We start from the raw sequence: 22,595 nt of genomic DNA on the forward strand, positions 1-22,595 counted from the left end.
TCATCTCGTGCGTTCGTAACGTGAACGTAAACGGTATGACTACCTTGCCTATGACCCTAACAGGGAACGATAGGCCGCTCGTCGATACGGCTCCCAGGTGCATTTCCAACTGACGGCCATGGCGCAACTTTCAGCTCAAGCGGTCACCCGCCGGTTGCCCTCTCTGTGAAGCCCTGCTCCGTTGTACTCTCCTGCTCAACGCCTCGGTCATTTATTGTTAATTAGTATAACGCTAAATAAGGGGGTTTACAATAATTTGTTCAGCCGGTCTGCAACCTTTTGCTTGCCCAGCAAATACAAGGTCATATTCAAGTCCGGCCCATGCGTCTGACCTGTCAGCGCTACGCGAATCGGCATGAAGAGCTGCTTGCCTTTAAAGCCCGTCTCCTTCTGTACCGCCTTCAGCATCGGAGCCATATTCTCCGGCGCGAAGGACTCCGCCTGCTCTACTTCTGTCCAGAAAAGCCTTCAGCACGACGGGAACGGACTCCTCGTTCAGCACCGCCTTGGCCTCTTCGTTCTCGAATACTACATCCGCTTGGAAAAAGAGCTCGGACAGCGGTACGATCTCCGCAGCGTACTGCATCCTCTCTTGGTTCAGCCCAATCAGACGGGCCACCCATTCCTGCTGTTCTCCGCTCAGCGTTTCCGGAACGAAGCCGGCCTTTTGCAGATGCGGCAGCGACAGCTCGACCACGTGAGCCGGATCTGCCTTCTTCAAGTAATGGTTGTTCATCCAGTTCAGTTTATCCATATCGAACACGGCAGGGCTCTTCGACACCCGGTCCAAATCGAATTGAGCGATCAATTCTTCCTTGGAGAAAATCTCTTCTTCTCCTTTAGGCGACCATCCGAGCAGCACGATAAAGTTAAGCACCGCTTCCGGCAAATAGCCGAGCTCTTTATACTGCTCGATAAACTGAATGATCGATTCGTCCCGTTTGCTCATTTTTTTACGGTCCTGGTTCAAAATAAGCGACAGATGAGCGAATTGAGGCACCGGCAGGTTCAGCGCTTCATACATCATAATCTGCCTTGGCGTATTGGATAAGTGCTCCTCGCCGCGGATGACCAGCGTAATTTTCATGAGATGATCGTCCAGAATGACCGCAAAGTTGTAGGTCGGAATGCCGTCTGGACGCACGATAATGAAATCGCCGATACCGTTCGTCTCAAACTCTATGTGATCCCGCACCCGATCATCAAACGCGATGATCTTATCAGCTGGTACGCGGAACCGGATCGACGGCTTGCGTCCCTCCGCTTGAAACTGCGCAACCTGCTCCTCGGTCAAATGACGACAGCGGCCGGAATAGCGCGGCATTTCGCCTTTGGCTTCCTGCTCTGCCCGTTCCCGCTCAAGATCCGCTTCCGAGCAGTAGCAGTGGTATGCGTGTCCGTTCTCCAGCAGCTGCTCCACGTAGGGCTGATACAAGCCAAGACGCTCCATTTGCCGGTAAGGACCGTAAGGACCGCCGACATCGACGCTTTCGTCCCAATCCAGTCCGAGCCATTTCAAGCCGTTCAGCTGGTTGTCGATGCCAGACTCCACATGCCGAGTCTGGTCGGTATCCTCAAAACGAACGATAAATTGACCGTTGTTTTTACGTGCCAACAAATAATTAAGTAACGCCGTACGTGCACCGCCGATATGAAGATGCCCCGTCGGACTTGGCGCATAACGCACCCGAAAATGACCTGACATAAGCTGACGCCCCTCTCCTGTTAAACCGTGAACCGAATATTAGTTGTTATGATAGCACATCTTGAATCAGACAAACAACCGATTGTGCGGCAATTCCTTCGCCACGCCCCGGGAACCCTAGCTTTTCGGTTGTCGTTGCTTTAACGTTCACTTGAGACGCCTCCGCCTCCAGCGCTTCGGCAATCCGCTCGACCATGGCCGGAATATAAGGAGCCATCTTCGGCCTCTGGGCAATAATGGTCGAATCGATATTTCCCAGCTTATAGCCCGCTTCCTTGGCCAGCTTCCAGACATGCAGCAGCAGCTTATAGCTGTCCGCATCTTTGAATTCCGGGTCCGTATCCGGAAAATGCTTGCCGATATCTCCAAGCCCCAAAGCGCCTAATATTGCATCGCTGATGGCATGGAGCAGCACATCCGCGTCGGAATGTCCCAGCAGCCCCAGTTCATATGGAATCTCAACCCCACCTATAATGCACTTGCGGCCTTCCACCAATTGATGCACATCAAAACCTTGCCCCACACGAATCATGCTTTGCTCTCTCCCCTGACATTTTGAATAATCCATTCGGCCCAAGGTAAATCCTCCGGGGTCGTAATTTTAATGTTATAATAGTCCGATTCCACAACACAAACATTCGTTCCCATCCGTTCTACCAGCATCGCATCATCCGTCCCGGTAAATCCTTCCTGCTCCGCCTGCTCGTAAGCCTGCAGCAGCAAAGAAAAACGAAAAGCTTGTGGGGTCTGAATCGCCCACAAGCTGCGCCGGTCCGGTGTGGAAACGATCGTTCCTTCCGAATCGACTACTTTGATTGTGTCTTTCACCGGTACGGCAAGCACAGCAGCATCGGTCTCCATCGCCTTGTGCCAGCAAGCCGCAATCCGGTCGGCCGCAGCAAAGGGCCGGACACCGTCATGAACCATAATCCATTGTACCCGGTCCTTTAAAACGGTCAGGCCCTTGTGCACTGAATCCTGGCGTTCCTTGCCCCCGGCCACGATATGCTCTACCTTCGAAAGTTTGTAGCGCTCCACATAATCCCTGCAGCGTTCCACATCCTCCGGTCCGGTTACCAGCACAATCGTGTCCACCTGCTCCATCCTCTGAAACAGCAGTAATGTATGTACGAGAATCGGCTTTCCAGCCAATTGCAAATACTGTTTGCTTTCCTGTGTCCGCATCCGCGAGCCCTTGCCCGCGGCAACGACCACTACCCCTAACTGTTCCATACGCTCTCCACCTATAACTGTTCGCATGATAGCAAGTCCCTCGTACCGGCGGTTGCCCCATAAGCGGAGCACGCCTGGTACGGCTCCCTTTATCATATACGTTTTAGAGCGCTTTTTCCAATAATTTCGGCTTGGCAAAAATCATCCGGCCTGCAGACGTCTGCAGCACACTGGTTACCAATACATCCAAGGTGGTCCCGATAAACTCTCTGCCGCCTTCCACGACAATCATTGTGCCGTCGTCCAGGTAGGCCACACCTTGTCCATGCTCCTTGCCGTCCTTGATGACCTGCACCAGAATTTCCTCTCCAGGGAGCACAACCGGCTTCACCGCATTGGCAAGATCATTGATATTGAGCACGGAAACGCCTTGCAGCTCACATACCTTGTTCAGGTTGAAATCATTTGTAATGACCTTGCCCTGAAGCACCTTAGCCAGCTTCACCAGCTTGCTGTCCACCTCGGAAATTTCTTCAAAATCCCCTTCATAAATAAGGACGCGGACATCCAGTTCCTTTTGAATTTTATTCAAAATATCGAGCCCGCGGCGCCCGCGGTTTCTTTTCAACAAATCCGAGGAATCGGCGATATGCTGAAGCTCCTCCAACACGAATTCCGGGATGACCAGAGTCCCCTCAATAAATCCGGTTTTACAAATATCCGCTATGCGGCCATCGATAATGACGCTCGTATCTAAAATTTTGTGTTCCTCAAACCCTTTGACTTCCCCGGGACCGCCGCGCTCCTTGGACGCGCTTCGCTTGGAGAGCAGCGCAATAAATTCTTCCTTCTTGGCATATCCCATCCGGAATCCGGCTGCGCCCAGCATCATCGTTACGATAACCTGAAGCGCCGGCGGCAGCAAGCCTGCCTGTTCGAACGGGCTCAGCAGCATGACCGACAGCAGCAGCCCAACTACCATACCCATGGTACCCGCCACTAAATCGGCCATCGGCACCTGATTTACTCGTTCTTCCCCTGCCAGAAGCCATCGGGTCACATACGGAGCCAACCATGCTCCAACTCCGTAAAAAACGATTCCACCTAGCAGCATCACCCAAACGGCCCCGCCCTGAACACGTTCCAAACCGAAAACCGTTTCTATGAGAGTAAAAAATGGCCGTCCGACGGTATCACTCCATTCAAAACACAACACGCCTCCGATAACTGCAAATACATACTGGAACCATTTCTTGATCATAGAATCACCTCCAACCTCTTTTCATAAAAGTTTCTTCGTTACAATTATGAACCAAAAGTTTCCTGCCTAATCCTCCGGACCGCATAAAAAATAAAAAAAGCACTTACTTTCCTTGGAATCAAGGAAAATAAATGCTTTTCATTTTCACTATTTACATCGAACGGGTCTCCGAATTGACATCTTCCAGAGATTTCCCTTTTCTTCTGCGTTTTGGAAGAAGGCGTTCAACGTTTTTTTTTAGGCCGTACAGCGCATAGACCAGCAGCGGTACAAAGATCATCTTGGAAAGCGTGCCAGGGTACCTATAAGCTACGAACACGGCAATCGCGATAACGATTGGAGTAATCCAGATAGCTTTCTTCGGAATGCCGATCTTTTTGAAGTTGGGATATTTCACGGTGCTAACCATCAAATACGAAAGCAGCAGCGTGCTGAGCACGAGAATAATGCTGTTCAATTCATTATGGAACAATGCCAATGTACACAGGACACCGCCGGCCGCTGGAATCGGCAGCCCGATGAAATAACCCGGCACCCCTGCGACGACATTAAATCTGGCCAGCCGAAGCGCTCCGCAAATCGGGAAAATAGCGGTAATAATCCATGCAGCGGCCGCATTCATACCGGTAAAAGCAACAACGTACATAATAAAAGCAGGAGCTACCCCAAAAGAGATGACGTCAGACAGCGAGTCCAATTCTTTACCAAACTCACTCTGCGCGTTCAAAGCGCGTGCCACACGTCCGTCCAAGCCGTCGCACAGCATAGCGATTACGGACCATGATGGCAGCCAGTTCCGCTTTCTGATTAAACGCGAGGATAATAGAAATAAATCCTAAAAACAAGTTCCCTACTGTAAATAAATTGGGAAGAGATTTAGTTAACATTCGTTTTGTCCACCTCTGGTTATACTGTACCCTAATACAACTTATTATATTAGGGTACCCTCTGATTGTATGCAAGTTAAATATGTCTGTCAATGAGTACTTGATCTTGAATTCGTTTCAAGCCTTCTTTAATGGTTCGGGCGCGTACCTCCCCGATGCCGTCCACTTCATCCAGCTCGTCTATCGTGGCCATCATCAAATGAGGCAGCTGCTCAAAGCGTTCGACCAAATTTTGAATAATCACGGAAGGAAGCCGTGGGATCTTGTTCAGCACCCGGTAGCCTCTCGGGGATACGGTCTCCTCCGCACTGCTCTGGGCTACGGGGTAACCGAGCAGCTTCGCGATATGGTTATGATCCAGCAGCTCGTCGGCAGCAAGCTTGCGGAATGCATGGCCAAGATCCTTCAGTTTATCCTCATGCAATTCCTTTACGTAATCCTTCAGCAAAAGTTGCGCTTCCAGATCAACCATGCCCGCCAGCTCATCAAGCTGCATACTAATTAATCGGCCTTCGGTGCCTAATTCGTTAATGTATCTTTTGATTTCCGCTTTGATTTTAAGCACCATCTCGATACGTTGGATGACATTCGTCACATCATGCAGCGTCACCAGTTCTTCAAATTCCGACGCCCCCAGATTCGTCAAGGCCTGATCCAAGACGGACTTATACCTTTCCATCGTCTGAATAGCCTGATTGGCTCTAGTCAGAATGACGCCCATATCTTTCAGAGAGTACCGCAAATTGCCTTGATACAAAGTAATGACGTTACGACGCTGGGAGATGGACACCACGAGCTTGGAAGTTTGCTTGGCGACCCGCTCGGCCGTACGGTGGCGAATTCCCGTCTCCGACGAAGTAATTGAGGAATTGGGAATCAGCTGCGTGTTCGCGTACAAGATTCTTTTCAAATCCTCGCTTAAAATAATCGCTCCGTCCATCTTCGCGAGCTCGTACAAATAGTTGGGGGAGAAGTCGCAGTTGATGGAAAACCCTCCATCCACGATCTCCATTACTTCCGGGCTGTAGCCCACAACAATCAGGGCTCCTGTCTTCGCTCGCAAAACATTCTCCAAGCCATCGCGGAAAGCGGTTCCGGGCGCAACCATTTGTAATAGTTGGCTCATGACGTCTCTTTTTATTTCTTCCTTGCTCATGTTGTCCCTCCAGTCCGCAACTCTAATCCGTTCGCTTCCTTAACCTAATGCGGCCTTCAACGCTTCAGATACCGTGCTTACACCAATAATTTCGATTCCTGAGGGCGCTGTCCAGCCCTTTAAGCTTTTTTCCGGTAAAATGACGCGGCGGAAGCCCAGCTTCTCCGCTTCTTTCACTCTTTGATCGACACGGGAAACCCCGCGCACCTCGCCTGTCAGGCCTACCTCGCCGAAAACCACATCAAAAGGCTGGGTCGGCTGCTCACGCAAGCTCGATGCTATGCTGACGGCAATAGCCAGATCGACGGCCGGTTCATCCAGCTTCACCCCGCCGGCTACATTCACATAGGCATCCTGATTGGCCAGGAACATGCCCATGCGCTTCTCCAGCACCGCAATAATCAGCGACAGCCGGTTATGATCAATCCCTGTAGCCATTCGTCTCGGAGATGGGAAGTTCGTGGAGGAAACAAGTGCCTGCAGCTCTACCAGCACAGGACGGGTTCCTTCCATACTGGCGACGACCGTAGAACCGGATACGCCAAGCGGACGCTCGGAGAGGAACAATTCGGAAGGATTGCTCACCTCGACCAAGCCGCTCTCCTGCATTTCGAAAATACCGATTTCGTTGGTCGCTCCGAAACGGTTCTTAACCGCCCTTAACAGCCGGTATGAATGATGCCGTTCCCCTTCGAAATAAAGGACGCAGTCCACCATATGCTCAAGCAGTCTAGGTCCAGCAATGGCCCCTTCCTTAGTAACATGGCCTACCAGCACCGTGGCGATACCTTTAATTTTGGCAATGCGCATAAAATGCCCTGTACATTCCCTTACTTGAGATACGCTTCCCGGCGCAGAGGTGACTCCCGGATGGTAAACCGTCTGGATGGAGTCGATGACCAGAAAATCCGGCTGCACTTCATCAATCGCTGCTTCGATCTGTTCCAGATTCGTCTCGCACAGCACATACAGCAGCTCTGATGAAGCGTTTAACCGGTCCGCCCGAAGCTTCGTCTGACGTACGGATTCCTCACCGGAAACGTACAGTACCTTCTTGTCGCTTCCCGTTAAATCATGAGATGTTTGCAGCAGCAGGGTAGATTTGCCGATTCCCGGGTCTCCCCCTACTAACAACAGGGATCCGGGGACAAGTCCGCCGCCCAGCACGCGGTTTAATTCTTTATTGCGGGTAACAATACGCTGTTCTTCACTGCTTTTTATATTTATGATGGAAACCGGCTTTTCTTTCGTACGCAGTAAAGAAGAATGCACGCCCTGCGTCTTAGAAACGGTCTCCACTTCCTCCACAAAGCTGTTCCACGATTGGCAGCCCGGACATTTTCCCAGCCATTTCGGGGATTCATAGCCGCATTCCTGACAGCAGAATTTTGTTTTCGTTTTTACCATAACGTCTCTCCTAGCTGTTCCATCCGAACCCATAATTCTCATCTATCAAAGTTTACCATTTTGTAACAACAAAGAAAACCCTGCATCCTTCATAATACAAAAAAACATCCTGTACCCGATCAAAGGCACAGGATGCTGTTTATGGTTTCGTCTATTTACGTAGTTGTGACCCCTTGGGTCTTCTCGACCGTCAGTTCCCCATCCTTTTCATCGATGGTTAACGTGTCGCCCTTCGAGATCTGACCGCGAAGCAATTCTTCGGACAAACGGTCCTCGATATGCTTCTGAATGGCGCGACGCAATGGACGCGCACCGTACGTAGGGTCGAAGCCCTCTTTGGCCAGGAATGCCTTAGCTCTATCCGTAAGCACAAAATCGACTTCTTGTTCTTTCAGACGTTTGCGCAGATCGTCCGCCATCAGCGTCACGATTTGAGCAATGTGCTGCTCTTCGAGCGAGTGGAACACAATGATCTCGTCGATCCGGTTCAGGAATTCAGGGCGGAACGATTTTTTCAGCTCGCCCATCACTTTATCCTTCATGTTGGAATAATCTTTGCCTGCGTCTTGAGCCGCCGTGAAACCAAGCGATGAATTTTTCTTGATCGTATCGGCCCCTACGTTGGAGGTCATGATGATCAGCGTATTACGGAAGTCTACCGTACGTCCCTTGGAATCGGTCAGACGGCCATCCTCCAGCACTTGAAGCAGGATGTTGAACACTTCCGGGTGAGCCTTCTCAATTTCGTCCAACAGCACTACGGAGTAAGGCTTACGGCGTACCTTTTCGGTTAATTGTCCGCCTTCTTCATAACCCACATATCCTGGAGGCGCCCCAACGAGACGGGATGTCGAGTGCTTCTCCATATATTCCGACATGTCGATACGAATGACGGCATTCTCATCACCGAACAAGGATTCGGCCAATGCGCGGGCAAGCTCCGTTTTACCGACCCCGGTAGGTTCAAGGAAGATGAAGGAGCCCATAGGGCGCTTCGGATCTTTGAGGCCCGCTCTCGCGCGGCGGATAGCCCGGCTCACGGCTTTAACCGCTTCTTCCTGGCCGATCACGCGATCGTGAAGAATGTCTTCCATTTTGAGCAGACGCTGCGTTTCTTCCTCGGCCAGCTTCACCACAGGAATCCCCGTCCAGCTTGCTACGACTTGAGCGATATCATCCGGCGTTACCTCGGAATCCGTACGGCCTTGTTTTTCTTTCCATTCGTTTTTCGTCGAATCCAGCTCTTCGCGAAGCTTTTGTTCCGTATCGCGGAGGGAGGCGGCTTTCTCAAACTCTTGGCTTTGGACCGCGGCATCCTTCTCTTTACGGATATCCTCCAGCTTGCTTTCCAGCTTCTTCAGATCAGGCGGTACCGTATACGAGCGAAGCCTTACTTTGGAGCTGGCCTCGTCGATCAGGTCAATTGCCTTATCCGGCAGGAACCGGTCTGTAATGTAGCGGTCGGACAGTTTAACGGCTTGTTCAATCGCATCGTCCGTAATTTTCACACGGTGGTGGGCTTCGTAGCGGTCACGCAGGCCGTGCAAAATTTGAATCGCTTCTTCCGGAGACGGCTGATCCACCGTAATCGGTTGGAAGCGTCTTTCCAGCGCAGCGTCTTTCTCGATATATTTGCGGTACTCATCCAGGGTAGTAGCCCCGATGCACTGCAGTTCGCCACGAGCCAAGGCAGGCTTCAGGATGTTCGAGGCATCGATTGCTCCTTCTGCGCCTCCGGCTCCGATCAGCGTGTGCAGCTCATCAATGAACAAAATGATGTTACCGGCTTGACGGATTTCATCCATAATTTTTTTCAAACGGTCCTCGAATTCGCCGCGGTACTTCGTACCTGCAACGACAGAACCCATATCTAAAGTCATCACCCGTTTATCGCGAAGCGTTTCGGGAATTTCGTTGTTAATGATTTTTTGAGCTAAACCTTCGGCAATCGCCGTTTTACCAACCCCAGGCTCCCCGATAAGAACCGGATTGTTCTTGGTTCTGCGGCTCAGCACTTGAATAACGCGCTCAATTTCCTTGCTGCGTCCAATGACAGGGTCCAGGTTGCCGTCCTTGGCATAGGCCGTTAAATCACGAGCCAGCCCATCCAGGGTAGGTGTATTTACGTTCGCGGTGTTACCATGGTTCGTAGACACCACCTCGCTGCTGCCCAGAAGCTGCAGCACCTGCTGACGGGCCTTGTTCAGACTCACGCCCAGGTTGTTCAGGACACGGGCTGCAACGCCCTCGCCTTCGCGAATCAGACCCAGAAGGATATGCTCCGTACCGACATAGGTGTGGCCCAGCTTACGAGCCTCATCCATGGACAGCTCAATCACCTTCTTGGCTCTAGGAGTGTAAGCGATATTCGTCGGTTGTTCTTGCCCCCGGCCGATCAAAGCCTCCACTTCGTCTTGAATCTTCTCGAGACCCAAGCCCAGAGCAATGAGCGCTTTGGCGGCAATGCCGTCTCCTTCTCGGATCAGCCCCAACAAAATATGCTCTGTGCCAATATTATTATGACCTAAACGGACCGCTTCCTCTTGTGCTAAAGACAATACTTTTTGTGCGCGTTCTGTAAATCTTCCAAACATCATGCGTAACACCTCCATAATAAAGTAAGAATTAGGTGATTTTGCTTTTGAGGAAAGAGGAACTACCAGCTCGGAATTTATTCTTGGTTGAATTTCTCACGTATGAGCTGTGCCCTTCTTATGTCTCTTTCTTCAGCCGTCAGCTTTTCTCCTGCATATTGCTGTAAAAAACCCGGCTGCGTCATCACAAGCAGCTCGTTTAACACCTGTGGCTGGACATTTTTGATAATACCCAAATCCACCCCAAGGCGAACGTCGGACAGCCGCTGTGCTGCTTCCTTTGAATCCATAATTGCTGCATAGGACATAATTCCGAAGGAACGGCTGATTCTGTCAAGCAGCTTCGCCTTCGTTTCATACTGCAGCTTTTGGCGTGCAGCCCGTTCATGCTCAATAATTTGCCGGACGACGCCATATAAATTATCAATGATTTCCTGCTCCGATTGCCCCAAAGTAATCTGATTGGATATCTGGAACAGGTTGCCCAACGCCTCGCTGCCTTCGCCATATAACCCTCTCACGGCTAACCCTACCTGAGTAATCGCCGAAAGGATCCGGTTAATCTGCTGCGTCAGCACAAGCGCGGGCAGATGAATCATAACGGAAGCGCGAATGCCGGTTCCCACATTGGTCGGGCAGCTTGTTAAATAACCCCGCTTCTCGTCGAAAGCATAGTCGAGATGGCCTTCGAATAAATCGTCTATCTGGCTTGCCGTATCCCATGCTTCTTTAATTTGAAAGCCTGGGCACAAGCATTGTATTCGTAAATGGTCCTCTTCATTCACCATGATGCTGATGGACTCATTATTATTTAAAATAACTGCGCCGTTGCGCGATTCGTTCGCAAGCGCCGGACTGATCAAGTGCTTCTCGACCAATACCCGCTTCTGCAGCTCATCCAGCTCCGACAAAGACAGCATTGAAAACGGTCCGATTTTTTGCAGCTCTTCATCCTGAAGCACTTGAGATACCTGGTCCAAAACTTCTTTGGACTGCTGGTTGGTCGACAGCATCGGGAAAGGATACGACTGCAGGTTCCGTGCTATACGGATACGGCTGCTGATCACAATATCGGAGTCGGGGCCTTCCCCTTTCATCCAGTCACTTAATGCTTGCTCTGTAAAGCGATTTACTGTCATCATTATGCCTCCTTACCCATACGTTAGCTTTCCGCAACCTTCTTCTCCAATTCCCGGATCTCATCCCGAAGCTGCGCCGCTTTCTCAAATTCTTCGTTCTCAATGCGCAAAAGCAGTTCCTTCTTCAAGCTTTCGATTTCCCTCTTATGTTTTATTAACCCGCCGGAGCGTTTAGGAACCTTACCGGTATGAAGCGTACTGCCATGCACCCGTTTGAATAAAGGATCTAACTTCTCTCCAAAGTGCTTGTAGCACGAGCTGCAGCCAAAGCGTCCGATCTTGCTGAATTGACTGTAAGTCAGTCCGCAATGCTCACAGCGGCTGGGCGGAGCCTTGGGCGTTAAAGGATTATTCCCGGAACTCGGTTCAAAATCGAGCAAACCTGATAATAGGTTATGAATGGAAAATCCGTTTGGCGTTCCAGGAATCAGTTCTCCCTTCTCACGGGCACATGCTTCACAAATATGGAACTCGGTCTTTTCTCCATTCAAAATTTTCGTAAAATGCAGTGTCGCTTGCTTTTTACCACATTCCTGACATAGCATAATATACCCTCCTTATCGGCTCAACAAGGATATCAGCATCGCCTTTAAAATTTTGGCTCGGATTTCGTCGCGAAGGGGCAGTTTCAGAACCAGTACATCCCTTGATATCGCTGATCTCGCCATCGCGGCTTCCCTAGGAGTAAGATAGCCGTTCTCCTCCAGTTGGTACAACAGCCCTTCTGATGCGTTCTGATCGATGTGAGAACTGATGGTTTTCGAAATGTGATCCAATATAGAGCCGTGTGCATTCAGTTCAATCTTCTGTATCCGGATATATCCGCCGCCCCCGCGTTTACTTTCGACGACAAAACCCTTCTCTAAAGTAAATCGGGTGCTTATAACGTAATTAATCTGAGATGGGACACAGGCGAACTGGTCAGCCAGCTCGTTACGCTGGATTTCCACGATTCCATCCGTGCTTTGTTGTATGATCTGCTTCAAATACTGCTCAATCACTTCGGATACGTTCCGCATCAATTCAACCTCCTTACGAGAGTAAATTGACTTTGACTTTCTTTGACTTTAATTACATTATAACAGTTTTCAGATAATTTGCAACTCTTTGTGATGGGTCGATTTATTTTTTACTCCCCTACCTATTTTATGCCCATCCTGCAAGCAAAAAAGACCCTTGGAATTTAAACCAAAGGTCTTTCCTATTGTGCTTGGCGACGTCCTACTCTCCCGGAACCCTTCGGTTCAAGTACCATCGGCGCTGGAGGGCTTAACGGTCGTGTTCGAGATGGGAACGCGTGGTTCCCCTCCGCCATCATCACCAAACGATGTGTCATGTTTCTGCCAGGAAACATGAATACTTTAATTCAAGGCGACTTGCACCTTGAAAACTAGATACGAAACAAGCATACATCCTTCTCTTTGCTGTTCTCTTGGATAAGCCCTCGACCGATTAGTATTCGTCAGCTCCATACCTTACGGCACTTCCACCCCGAACCTATCTACCTCGTCGTCTTCAAGGGGTCTTACTTTACTGGGAAATCTCATCTTGAGGGGGGCTTCACGCTTAGATGCTTTCAGCGCTTATCCCGTCCGTACGTAGCTATCCAGCCGTGCTCCTGGCGGAACAACTGGTACACCAGCGGTACGTCCATCCCGGTCCTCTCGTACTAAGGACAGCTCCTCTCAAATTTCCTGCGCCCACGACAGATAGGGACCGAACTGTCTCACGACGTTCTGAACCCAGCTCGCGTACCGCTTTAATGGGCGAACAGCCCAACCCTTGGGACCTACTTCAGCCCCAGGATGCGATGAGCCGACATCGAGGTGCCAAACCTCCCCGTCGATGTGGACTCTTGGGGGAGATAAGCCTGTTATCCCCAGGGTAGCTTTTATCCGTTGAGCGATGGCCCTTCCATGCGGTACCACCGGATCACTAAGCCCGACTTTCGTCCCTGCTCGACCTGTTTGTCTCGCAGTCAAGCTCCCTTATGCCTTTGCACTCTTCGAATGATTTCCAACCATTCTGAGGGAACCTTGGGGCGCCTCCGTTACTTTTTAGGAGGCGACCGCCCCAGTCAAACTGCCCACCTGACACTGTCCCCATACCGGCTTACGGTACCAGGTTAGAACTCCGATACGATCAGGGTGGTATCCCAACGTCGCCTCCACCCAAGCTGGCGCTCAGGCTTCTCAGGCTCCCACCTATCCTGTACAGATCGTACCAAAGTCCAATATCAAGCTGCAGTAAAGCTCCATGGGGTCTTTCCGTCTTGTCGCGGGTAACCTGCATCTTCACAGGTATTAAAATTTCACCGGATCTCTCGTTGAGACAGCGCCCAAGTCGTTACGCCATTCGTGCGGGTCAGAATTTACCTGACAAGGAATTTCGCTACCTTAGGACCGTTATAGTTACGGCCGCCGTTTACTGGGGCTTCGGTTCATAGCTTCGGGGTAAACCCCTAACCACTCCCCTTAACCTTCCAGCACCGGGCAGGCGTCAGCCCGTATACTTCGCCTTGCGGCTTCGCACAGACCTGTGTTTTTGCTAAACAGTCGCTTGGGCCTTTTCACTGCGGCCCCCTCGGGCTATTCACCCTACCGAGGCACCCCTTCTCCCGAAGTTACGGGGTCATTTTGCCGAGTTCCTTAACGAGAGTTCTTCCGCGCGCCTTAGCATGCTCTGCTCGCCTACCTGTGTCGGTTTGCGGTACGGGCACCTTCTCCCTGGCTAGAGGCTTTTCTTGGCAGCCTGAACTCATGACCTTCGCTACTGCAATTTTCGCTCCCCATCACAGACCAGCCTTACGATGTGCGGATTTGCCTACACACCAGCCTCTCTGCTTGGACGGACATCCATCAGTCCGCGTCACTATCCTTCTGCGTCACCCCATTGCTCATAACGGTTCACGGTGGTACAGGAATTTCAACCTGTTGTCCTTCGACTACGCCTTTCGGCCTCGCCTTAGGTCCCGACTTACCCTGAGCGGACGAGCCTTCCTCAGGAACCCTTAGGCTTTCGGCGGATCAGATTCTCACTGATCTTTTCGTTACTCATACCGGCATTCTCACTTGTATGCTGTCCAGCGCTCCTTACGGTACACCTTCTACCTACATACAACGCTCCCCTACCCAAGTGCAAATCTTGTTTGCACGAGCCATAGCTTCGGTGGTGTGTTTAGCCCCGTTACATTTTCGGCGCAGAGTCACTCGACCAGTGAGCTATTACGCACTCTTTCAATGGTGGCTGCTTCTAAGCCAACATCCTGGTTGTCTTTGCAACTCCACATCCTTTCCCACTTAACACACACTTGGGGACCTTAGCTGATGATCTGGGCTGTTTCCCTCTTGACAATGGATCTTAGCACTCACTGTCTGACTCCCGGGATAAAGTATGTGGCATTCAGAGTTTGACTGGACTTGGTAACCCTTGGCGGGCCCCGCACCCAATCAGTGCTTTACCTCCACTACTCATCTCCCGAGGCTAGCCCTAAAGCTATTTCGGGGAGAACCAGCTATCTCCGAGTTCGATTGGAATTTCTCCGCTACCCCCACCTCATCCCCGAATTTTTCAACATTCGTGGGTTCGGGCCTCCAGTGCGTGTTACCGCACCTTCACCCTGGGCAGGGGTAGATCACACGGTTTCGGGTCTACGTCCACGTACTGCGATTTTTCGTAAGAAAATATCGATACGCCCTATTCAGACTCGCTTTCGCTGCGGCTCCGGCTCTTCACCTTAACCTTGCACGGGAACGTAACTCGCCGGTTCATTCTACAAAAGGCACGCCATCACTCATGAACGAGCTCTGACTTCTTGTAAGCACACGGTTTCAGGTTCTATTTCACTCCGCTCCCGCGGTTCTTTTCACCTTTCCCTCACGGTACTGCTTCACTATCGGTCGCTAGGGAGTATTTAGCCTTGGCAGATGGTCCTGCCTGCTTCCCACGAGGTTTCACGTGTCTCGCGGTACTCGGGATCCGTCTAGGATTTTCGCAAAATTTCGATTACAGGGCTGTTACCTTCTGTGGCCGGCCTTTCCAGACCGCTTCATCTACTCTGCTAAACCCACATTGACGTCCCACAACCCCAGAGAGCAAGCCCTCTGGTTTGGGCTGTTCCGCTTTCGCTCGCCGCTACTGACGGAATCACTCTTGTTTTCTTCTCCTGAGGGTACTTAGATGTTTCAGTTCCCCTCGTATGCCTCCTACTACCCTATGTATTCAGATAGCGGTAACTGAGAATTACCTCAGCTGGGTTCCCCCATTCGGACATCCCCGGATCAACGCCTGCTTACGGCTCCCCGAGGCGATTTCGTCGTTCGCCACGTCCTTCGTCGGCTCCTAGCGCCTAGGCATCCTCCGTGTGCTCTTATTAGCTTAACCCGTGTTCGATACGATCGAACGGCAGCTAAAGATGGTAAAGAGTAAGATCATAAGATCTACCTCTTTCAAGGATGATTCTATGCTTTTGTTTCGTTATCTAGTTTTCAAGGAACAAACATAATCTTGGTGGAGCCAAGCGGGATCGAACCGCTGACCTCCTGCTTGCAAGGCAGGCGCTCTCCCAGCTGAGCTATGGCCCCATAGCTTATTATTTAGTTATGGTGGGCCCTAGTGGACTCGAACCACCGACCTCACCCTTATCAGGGGTGCGCTCTAACCAGCTGAGCTAAGGGCCCGCAACATGACTTATATCCACCTGCATAATACAGGTTCGCTTGGCGACGTCCTACTCTCCCGGAACCCTTCGGTTCAAGTACCATCGGCGCTGGAGGGCTTAACGGTCGTGTTCGAGATGGGAACGTGTGGTTCCCCTCCGCCATCATCACCAAACGAATTAGGTTTGAAAGGATATTGCACCTCTCAAAACTGAGCAACGAGTGAATGAGTGTTTGCAGCTTGCGCTGCTTTATGTCCGATGACCTGCAGTCATCATGGACTCCATAGAAAGGAGGTGATCCAGCCGCACCTTCCGATACGGCTACCTTGTTACGACTTCACCCCAATCATCTACCCCACCTTCGGCGGCTGGCTCCCTTGCGGGTTACCCCACCGACTTCGGGTGTTGTAAACTCTCGTGGTGTGACGGGCGGTGTGTACAAGACCCGGGAACGTATTCACCGCGGCATGCTGATCCGCGATTACTAGCAATTCCGACTTCATGCAGGCGAGTTGCAGCCTGCAATCCGAACTGAGACCGGCTTCTAAAGATTCGCTCCAGATCGCTCCTTCGCTTCCCGTTGTACCGGCCATTGTAGTACGTGTGTAGCCCAGGTCATAAGGGGCATGATGATTTGACGTCATCCCCACCTTCCTCCGGTTTGTCACCGGCAGTCACTCTAGAGTGCCCAACTCAATGCTGGCAACTAAAGTCAAGGGTTGCGCTCGTTGCGGGACTTAACCCAACATCTCACGACACGAGCTGACGACAACCATGCACCACCTGTCTCCTCTGTCCCGAAGGAAAGGTACATCTCTGTACCGGTCAGAGGGATGTCAAGACCTGGTAAGGTTCTTCGCGTTGCTTCGAATTAAACCACATACTCCACTGCTTGTGCGGGTCCCCGTCAATTCCTTTGAGTTTCACTCTTGCGAGCGTACTCCCCAGGCGGAGTGCTTACTGTGTTTACTTCGGCACCAAGGGTATCGAAACCCCTAACACCTAGCACTCATCGTTTACGGCGTGGACTACCAGGGTATCTAATCCTGTTTGCTCCCCACGCTTTCGCGCCTCAGCGTCAGTTACGGTCCAGAAAGTCGCCTTCGCCACTGGTGTTCCTCCACATCTCTACGCATTTCACCGCTACACGTGGAATTCCACTTTCCTCTCCCGCACTCAAGTCATCCAGTTTTCAGTGCGATCCGGGGTTGAGCCCCGGGCTTAAACACCAAACTTAAATAACCGCCTGCGCGCGCTTTACGCCCAATAATTCCGGACAACGCTTGCCCCCTACGTATTACCGCGGCTGCTGGCACGTAGTTAGCCGGGGCTTTCTTCTCAGGTACCGTCACCTCAGGAGCAGTTACTCTCCCAAGCGTTCTTCCCTGGCAACAGAGCTTTACGATCCGAAAACCTTCATCACTCACGCGGCGTTGCTCCGTCAGACTTGCGTCCATTGCGGAAGATTCCCTACTGCTGCCTCCCGTAGGAGTCTGGGCCGTGTCTCAGTCCCAGTGTGGCCGATCACCCTCTCAGGTCGGCTACGCATCGTCGCCTTGGTGAGCCGTTACCTCACCAACTAGCTAATGCGCCGCAGGCCCATCTGTAAGCCACAGATTGCTCCGTGTTTCATGATTCCCTCATGCGAGAGAACCAGTTATCCGGTCTTAGCTATCGTTTCCGATAGTTATCCCGGTCTTACAGGCAGGTTGCCTACGTGTTACTCACCCGTCCGCCGCTAACTTCACCCGAAGGTGAAATCCGCTCGACTTGCATGTATTAGGCACGCCGCCAGCGTTCGTCCTGAGCCAGGATCAAACTCTCCATTAAAGTTGTATAACTTGTAACAGAGCTTGTCTTAAGCTCAAAATTTCTTGCTAGCGAGAATTTGCATTCTCTTTATTTCACTCACTCGTTGTTCAGTTTTCAAAGGGCAATTCATTTGTCATTTATTGTCGTCTTGTTTAGCGGCGACTTTTATAATATAACACATTCGCCTAGTCGATTGCAAGCTTTTTTTCAATAACATATGGTCATCTAATCAAAAGGCTTGAACAAACATGTCCTCAAAAGCGACAAAAAGTAATATACCAAAATGAAATCCAGATTGCAAATGTTTTTTCACCTTTAGGAATGTACTGGCTCGTATAAAGTAAGAAAGCACATCTGCGCCAGCAAATGTACGCTGGTGCAGATGTACTTTCTTGTTCAACATTATTCTCCCTGACGTTCACGCATCAATGGGAATAAGAGCACATCGCGAATGGATGGAGCGTTCGTCAAAAGCATAACCAAACGGTCGATACCGATACCTAACCCGCCAGTCGGTGGCATACCGTACTCTAACGCACGGATGAAGTCTTCATCCATTTCATGCGCTTCGTCGTTCCCCTGTTCGCGCTCCACCAATTGAGCTTCAAATCTCTCACGCTGGTCAATCGGGTCATTCAGCTCCGTAAAGGCATTAGCATGCTCGCGGGCAACGATAAACAGCTCAAAGCGATCCGTAAAACGTGGATCCTGCTCATTCTTTTTAGCCAACGGAGAAATAGCAACCGGATGCCCGTAAACAAACGTAGGCTGAATCAACGTTTCTTCAACAAAGGCTTCGAAGAACTGATTCACAATATGGCCGAAGGTCATCATCGGCTCAACAGGCACTTTGTGCTCCTTGGCCAGCTGATGCGCCTCTTCATCAGTCATTTGCTTGCTAAAGTCCACGCCGACAACTTCCTTGATCGCATCAACCATCGACACGCGTCTCCATTGCGGGGACAAATCAACTTCATGACCTTGATAATTGATTTTGGTCGTTCCAAGCACTTCCTGGGCGATATGAGCAACCATTTCTTCCGTCAGCTTCATAATATCCAGATAGTCGGCATACGCTTCGTACAGCTCAATCATCGTAAATTCAGGGTTATGTCGTGTCGAAATCCCTTCGTTCCGATATACCCGTCCGATTTCATATACTTTCTCCATGCCGCCGACAATCAATCGTTTCAAATGCAGCTCGATAGCAATCCGCATATATAACTGCATGTCCAGTGCATTGTGATGCGTAATGAAAGGACGTGCGGACGCTCCTCCGGCAATAGCATGCAGCGTTGGCGTCTCTACCTCAAGATATCCTCTGGAATCCAAATAACGGCGCATCGATTGAATGATTTTGGAGCGCAAAATAAACGTACCCTGCACTTCCTGATTCATAATCAGATCAACGTAGCGCTGACGGTAGCGAAGCTCTACGTCCTTCAGCCCATGATATTTCTCAGGCAGCGGCAGCAGCGACTTGGAGAGTACTTCTACGTTTTTCGCTTTAACGGAAAGCTCCCCGGTTTTGGTTTTGAACATAATGCCCTTCACGCCGATAATATCCCCGATATCCAGCATGTCAAAGGCTTGATATTTCGTCGAGCCTACCGCATCCTCACGAACATAAATTTGAATCTTGCCGGTGATATCCTGCAGATGCGCAAAGCCGGCTTTTCCCATACCGCGTTTTTGCATAATACGGCCTGCAATACTAACCTCAATGGCCTTCTCATCCAAATCCTCTTTGGAAAAATCATCGTACGCTTTCAACAGGTCAGCCGCGTGATGGGTCAGGTCATATTTTTGTCCGAACGGATCTACGCCCAGCGCGCGAAGCTCGTCCAATTTATTCCTTCTGATTTGCAGCAATTCGTTTAATTCTTGTTCTACCGTCATGCCTTCAGCTCCTTCGTCAAGTTCACTTGTATATACGTTAAAAAAGCTTCCAGAGGAAGCTTTGATCGAAAGTCATGGCTTGGAAATGGAACCAATTATTTCTTAATATCGATAATCTCGTACTGAATGACGCCCGCCGGAACGTTGACGTCGACTACGGAGCCTTTCGATTTGCCGAGAATGGCCTTACCTACCGGACTTTCGTTGGAAATTTTATTTTGGAACGGATCGGATTCCGCTGTGCCGACAATATTGTACTCCACAATGTCACCGAATTCCATATCCTTCAAGGTTACGATAGCTCCAACGCTAACCGTATCCGTATTCACATCATCGTTATTAATGATACGAGCATTGCGAAGCATTTTTTCCAGTGTCATAATACGACCCTCGATAAATGCCTGCTCATTCTTCGCGTCTTCGTACTCTGAGTTTTCACTGATATCGCCATAGCCGATCGCTACTTTGATTCTTTCCGCAACTTCGCGGCGCTTTACCGATTTAAGCTGCTCAAGCTCTTCTTCAAGCTTCTTTAAACCTTCCTGCGTCAGGATGACTTCCTTTTCACTCATTGCAACGATCTCCTGTCATGTGAAAGATTTTCATACTTCGAGCTGTTTCCTTCGACTATGAATTCACTTATAAATAATATATTAACGATCGAGATCCTGATGACTGATCCGTATAGGGGGTACGACTATTGCCTGATTATATTGCAAGCCCCTTCAAATGTCAATCTAAGCCAAATCGCCCTGGAGGCAGCAACATTTTAATGCACGGCTGTGGAAGTTTCCTCCGCATCCTCTGTTCCATTCCCCTCCATGGAGGCTACAAAATGCTCCAGCACCTCAGCCATAGCATCCCGCTTCGTTTGCTCCATGATCAAGTCCTTCACGCGTGCGGAGCCCTTCAGACCTTTCAAGTACCATGCCAGATGCTTGCGCATTTCCTTCACCGCCACATGCTCGCCCTTCAGGGCAACCAGCCGGTCCATATGAAGCAGGGCAATGCGGATCTTCTCCTGACCGGAAGGCTCCGGCAGCAGCTCTCCTGTCGTTAAATACTGAATCGTACGGTACAGCATCCATGGGTTGCCGAGCGCCGCACGGCCGATCATGACCCCGTCTACCCCCGTTTGATCCAGCATACGCTTCGCAGCCTCCGGTGTCGTCACATCTCCATTACCGATAACCGGGATGGATACGGAATCTTTAACCTCTTTAATAATATCCCAGTTGGCATGCCCGGTATACATTTGAACACGGGTACGGCCGTGAACCGATACTCCCGCTCCGCCGCCGTTCTCCACCGCTTTGGCATTTTGCACGGCATAAATATGATCTTCGTCCCATCCGATTCGCATTTTAACGGTAACAGGCTTGCTTACCGATTTGACGACGGTTTCGATCATTTGTTCGATCTTGGGCGGATCGAGCAGCCAGCGGGCTCCGGCGTCGCATTTTGTAATTTTCGGCACCGGACAGCCCATGTTGATATCTATAATATCGGCGTCCGTGTTCTGGTCGACATATTTCGCCGCCTCCACCAAAGTCTCCGTATCTCCGCCAAATATTTGCAAGCTCAGCGGCTTCTCCCGCTCGTCCACATACAGCATTTCCATTGTCCGATGGTTCCCATGCAAAATAGCTTTGTCGCTAACCATTTCCGCACAGACTAACCCGCACCCGAACTCCTTGGCGATAAGTCTGAAGGCAGGGTTGCACACACCGGCCATCGGGGCCAGCACCACTTGATTGGGCGCTTCAACATTTCCTATTTTCAACATCATGCTCACTCCTTTCCAATCCTATTACTTAGCGACAGGAAGCAATTCCTCGGGATCGATCCCGAGCACTTCCGAAATTTTGTGAATGATCTTGGCGTCAGGCTTGCGCGTGCCTCTTTCGATAGCCCCCAGAATGGCAATGGACACATCCAGCTGCTCTGCCAGCTGGTTCTGGGTCAGGCCTTTCAGTTTGCGGAACGCCCGTATACGCTGAGCCGTCATATTTTTTTCCATAGGGTAACGCCTTCCTTTCCATCCAGCCGATCTAGATGAGCAGCCATCGCAGCTGCCTGCTTCGACTTGCAAGCCTGCAGCACCTCAACCAGCGGAATCATCACAAAAGCGCGTTCCAGCATCCGAGGGTGAGGCAGAATGAGTGACGGGTCATCCTGCACGGCGTCTTCATACATCAACAAATCCAAATCTATCGTTCGCGGTCCCCAGCGCAGCTCGCGCGTCCGGCCAAGCTCCAATTCGATTCGCACCATCACATCAAAGAGAGCCTGCGGCGAGAGCGGAGTCTTCACTTCAATCACCATATTTAAAAAAGAAGCCTGGTCTACGACGCCGACCGGCTCTGTTTCGTAGATGCGGGACCTGCCGGTAACTGCGATGCCTTCGTGTTCAGCCAACTGTCTAATGGCTTCCAATAAAAAATGCTCCCGGTCTCCCATATTCGAGCCCAGGGCGATATACGCGTAAAATTGAGGCTTTAAAGCCATGAACTTATGCCCGCTTTCTGTGGATTTCAACCGATACACCATCAAAAAACATAGCAACCGGAGGGTGCGGTTTCAGTACGCGTACGGTAATTTCATTTATACCAGTATAAGTTTGCAGAAGCCGAAGTGCAATATGTTCAGCCAAAGCTTCGATAAGTTGAAACACTTGAAGCTCGACAATATCTTTAATCACCTGGTAAGCTTCCGCATAATTGATCGTATCGTCGATGGAATCCGTCGCTCCCGGCTTATCGAGCGGCATGTGCAGCTCCACATCTACTTCATAGCGGGCCCCCAGCTTGTTTTCTTCCGCAAAAACGCCGTGATATCCATAAAATTGCATCCCCTTCATCACGATTTTATCCATCCTTGACATCCCCCATCCCCATGGCTT

The 22,595-nt window shown here is 50.6% G+C and carries 15 protein-coding genes, 2 tRNA genes, 4 rRNA genes and 2 pseudogenes; all 23 read right to left on the bottom strand.

Annotated features, from left to right (window positions below; all coding sequences use genetic code 11):
- Positions 1-246: 246 nt before the first annotated feature.
- Positions 247-1,705: pseudogene (gene gltX, locus ACHHV8_RS30930) on the bottom strand (glutamate--tRNA ligase).
- 46 nt (positions 1,706-1,751) lie between these two features.
- Complete coding sequence (gene ispF, locus ACHHV8_RS30935) at positions 1,752-2,237, bottom strand: 2-C-methyl-D-erythritol 2,4-cyclodiphosphate synthase (protein ID WP_395163065.1); 486 nt, start codon at positions 2,235-2,237, stop codon at positions 1,752-1,754.
- A complete protein-coding gene (gene ispD / locus ACHHV8_RS30940; protein ID WP_395163066.1) occupies positions 2,234-2,938 on the bottom strand; it encodes a 2-C-methyl-D-erythritol 4-phosphate cytidylyltransferase in 705 nt (234 codons plus the stop codon). Before ispD ends, ispF begins: the two co-directional genes overlap by 4 nt.
- 103 nt (positions 2,939-3,041) lie before the next feature.
- Entirely contained in the window at positions 3,042-4,139 is a 1,098-nt protein-coding gene (locus ACHHV8_RS30945; protein WP_395163067.1) for a PIN/TRAM domain-containing protein, read from the bottom strand.
- Positions 4,140-4,290: 151 nt separating this feature from the next.
- A pseudogene (gene pssA, locus ACHHV8_RS30950) lies at positions 4,291-5,026 on the bottom strand (CDP-diacylglycerol--serine O-phosphatidyltransferase).
- A gap of 76 nt (positions 5,027-5,102) precedes the next feature.
- Positions 5,103-6,182: a DNA integrity scanning diadenylate cyclase DisA gene (gene disA, locus ACHHV8_RS30955; protein WP_395163068.1), complete on the bottom strand. Its 1,080-nt coding sequence runs from the start codon at positions 6,180-6,182 to the stop codon at positions 5,103-5,105.
- 39 nt (positions 6,183-6,221) lie between these two features.
- Complete coding sequence (gene radA, locus ACHHV8_RS30960) at positions 6,222-7,589, bottom strand: DNA repair protein RadA (RefSeq protein ID WP_395163069.1); 1,368 nt, start codon at positions 7,587-7,589, stop codon at positions 6,222-6,224.
- A 155-nt stretch (positions 7,590-7,744) separates the two neighbouring features.
- On the bottom strand, positions 7,745-10,186 hold the full coding sequence (gene clpC, locus ACHHV8_RS30965) for an ATP-dependent protease ATP-binding subunit ClpC (protein ID WP_395163070.1): 2,442 nt from the start codon (positions 10,184-10,186) through the stop codon (positions 7,745-7,747).
- A 74-nt stretch (positions 10,187-10,260) separates the two neighbouring features.
- A complete protein-coding gene (mcsB, locus tag ACHHV8_RS30970; RefSeq protein WP_395163071.1) occupies positions 10,261-11,325 on the bottom strand; it encodes a protein-arginine kinase McsB in 1,065 nt (354 codons plus the stop codon).
- A 20-nt stretch (positions 11,326-11,345) separates the two neighbouring features.
- Positions 11,346-11,867, bottom strand: a complete 522-nt coding sequence (gene mcsA / locus ACHHV8_RS30975; RefSeq protein ID WP_395163072.1) for a protein-arginine kinase activator protein McsA — start codon at positions 11,865-11,867, stop codon at positions 11,346-11,348.
- A 12-nt stretch (positions 11,868-11,879) separates the two neighbouring features.
- Positions 11,880-12,341, bottom strand: coding sequence for a CtsR family transcriptional regulator (locus tag ACHHV8_RS30980; protein WP_395163073.1), 462 nt, complete (start codon positions 12,339-12,341; stop codon positions 11,880-11,882).
- Between the two features lie 189 nt (positions 12,342-12,530).
- Positions 12,531-12,647 (bottom strand): 5S ribosomal RNA (gene rrf / locus ACHHV8_RS30985).
- A 107-nt stretch (positions 12,648-12,754) separates the two neighbouring features.
- Positions 12,755-15,705, bottom strand: a 23S ribosomal RNA gene (locus tag ACHHV8_RS30990).
- Positions 15,706-15,829: 124 nt separating this feature from the next.
- Positions 15,830-15,905: transfer RNA gene (locus ACHHV8_RS30995), tRNA-Ala, on the bottom strand.
- Positions 15,906-15,924: 19 nt separating this feature from the next.
- Positions 15,925-16,001 (bottom strand) — tRNA-Ile (locus ACHHV8_RS31000).
- Between the two features lie 37 nt (positions 16,002-16,038).
- Positions 16,039-16,155: ribosomal RNA gene (rrf, locus tag ACHHV8_RS31005) — 5S ribosomal RNA — on the bottom strand.
- Between the two features lie 114 nt (positions 16,156-16,269).
- Positions 16,270-17,812: ribosomal RNA gene (locus ACHHV8_RS31010) — 16S ribosomal RNA — on the bottom strand.
- The 16S, 23S and 5S rRNA genes sit together here with 2 tRNA genes alongside, the layout of an rRNA operon.
- A 384-nt stretch (positions 17,813-18,196) precedes the next feature.
- Positions 18,197-19,693: a lysine--tRNA ligase gene (gene lysS, locus ACHHV8_RS31015; RefSeq protein ID WP_395163074.1), complete on the bottom strand. Its 1,497-nt coding sequence runs from the start codon at positions 19,691-19,693 to the stop codon at positions 18,197-18,199.
- Between the two features lie 95 nt (positions 19,694-19,788).
- A complete protein-coding gene (gene greA, locus ACHHV8_RS31020; RefSeq protein WP_395163075.1) occupies positions 19,789-20,265 on the bottom strand; it encodes a transcription elongation factor GreA in 477 nt (158 codons plus the stop codon).
- A gap of 197 nt (positions 20,266-20,462) precedes the next feature.
- Complete coding sequence (gene dusB, locus ACHHV8_RS31025; RefSeq protein WP_395163670.1) at positions 20,463-21,479, bottom strand: tRNA dihydrouridine synthase DusB; 1,017 nt, start codon at positions 21,477-21,479, stop codon at positions 20,463-20,465.
- Between the two features lie 24 nt (positions 21,480-21,503).
- Complete coding sequence (locus ACHHV8_RS31030) at positions 21,504-21,713, bottom strand: helix-turn-helix domain-containing protein (RefSeq protein ID WP_395163076.1); 210 nt, start codon at positions 21,711-21,713, stop codon at positions 21,504-21,506.
- On the bottom strand, positions 21,698-22,201 hold the full coding sequence (folK, locus tag ACHHV8_RS31035) for a 2-amino-4-hydroxy-6-hydroxymethyldihydropteridine diphosphokinase (protein WP_395163077.1): 504 nt from the start codon (positions 22,199-22,201) through the stop codon (positions 21,698-21,700). Before folK ends, ACHHV8_RS31030 begins: the two co-directional genes overlap by 16 nt.
- A 4-nt stretch (positions 22,202-22,205) precedes the next feature.
- Entirely contained in the window at positions 22,206-22,568 is a 363-nt protein-coding gene (folB, locus tag ACHHV8_RS31040) for a dihydroneopterin aldolase (protein ID WP_395163078.1), read from the bottom strand.
- Between the last annotated feature and the right edge of the window lie 27 nt (positions 22,569-22,595).

The organism is Paenibacillus sp. TAB_01 (assembly GCF_043945595.1).
Classification (GTDB): Bacteria; Bacillota; Bacilli; order Paenibacillales; family NBRC-103111; genus Paenibacillus_S.

Coding starts and splice junctions, on each gene's coding strand:
- ispD (WP_395163066.1), bottom strand. CDS start 2,938: ATGGAACAGTTAGGGGTAGTGGTCGTTGCCGCGGGCAAGGGCTCGCGG.
- disA (WP_395163068.1), bottom strand. CDS start 6,182: ATGAGCAAGGAAGAAATAAAAAGAGACGTCATGAGCCAACTATTACAA.
- ACHHV8_RS30945 (WP_395163067.1), bottom strand. CDS start 4,139: ATGATCAAGAAATGGTTCCAGTATGTATTTGCAGTTATCGGAGGCGTG.
- folB (WP_395163078.1), bottom strand. CDS start 22,568: ATGGATAAAATCGTGATGAAGGGGATGCAATTTTATGGATATCACGGC.
- ACHHV8_RS30980 (WP_395163073.1), bottom strand. CDS start 12,341: ATGCGGAACGTATCCGAAGTGATTGAGCAGTATTTGAAGCAGATCATA.
- ispF (WP_395163065.1), bottom strand. CDS start 2,237: ATGATTCGTGTGGGGCAAGGTTTTGATGTGCATCAATTGGTGGAAGGC.
- clpC (WP_395163070.1), bottom strand. CDS start 10,186: ATGATGTTTGGAAGATTTACAGAACGCGCACAAAAAGTATTGTCTTTA.
- lysS (WP_395163074.1), bottom strand. CDS start 19,693: ATGACGGTAGAACAAGAATTAAACGAATTGCTGCAAATCAGAAGGAAT.
- mcsA (WP_395163072.1), bottom strand. CDS start 11,867: ATGCTATGTCAGGAATGTGGTAAAAAGCAAGCGACACTGCATTTTACG.
- folK (WP_395163077.1), bottom strand. CDS start 22,201: ATGGCTTTAAAGCCTCAATTTTACGCGTATATCGCCCTGGGCTCGAAT.
- dusB (WP_395163670.1), bottom strand. CDS start 21,479: ATGTTGAAAATAGGAAATGTTGAAGCGCCCAATCAAGTGGTGCTGGCC.
- ACHHV8_RS31030 (WP_395163076.1), bottom strand. CDS start 21,713: ATGGAAAAAAATATGACGGCTCAGCGTATACGGGCGTTCCGCAAACTG.
- radA (WP_395163069.1), bottom strand. CDS start 7,589: ATGGTAAAAACGAAAACAAAATTCTGCTGTCAGGAATGCGGCTATGAA.
- greA (WP_395163075.1), bottom strand. CDS start 20,265: ATGAGTGAAAAGGAAGTCATCCTGACGCAGGAAGGTTTAAAGAAGCTT.
- mcsB (WP_395163071.1), bottom strand. CDS start 11,325: ATGATGACAGTAAATCGCTTTACAGAGCAAGCATTAAGTGACTGGATG.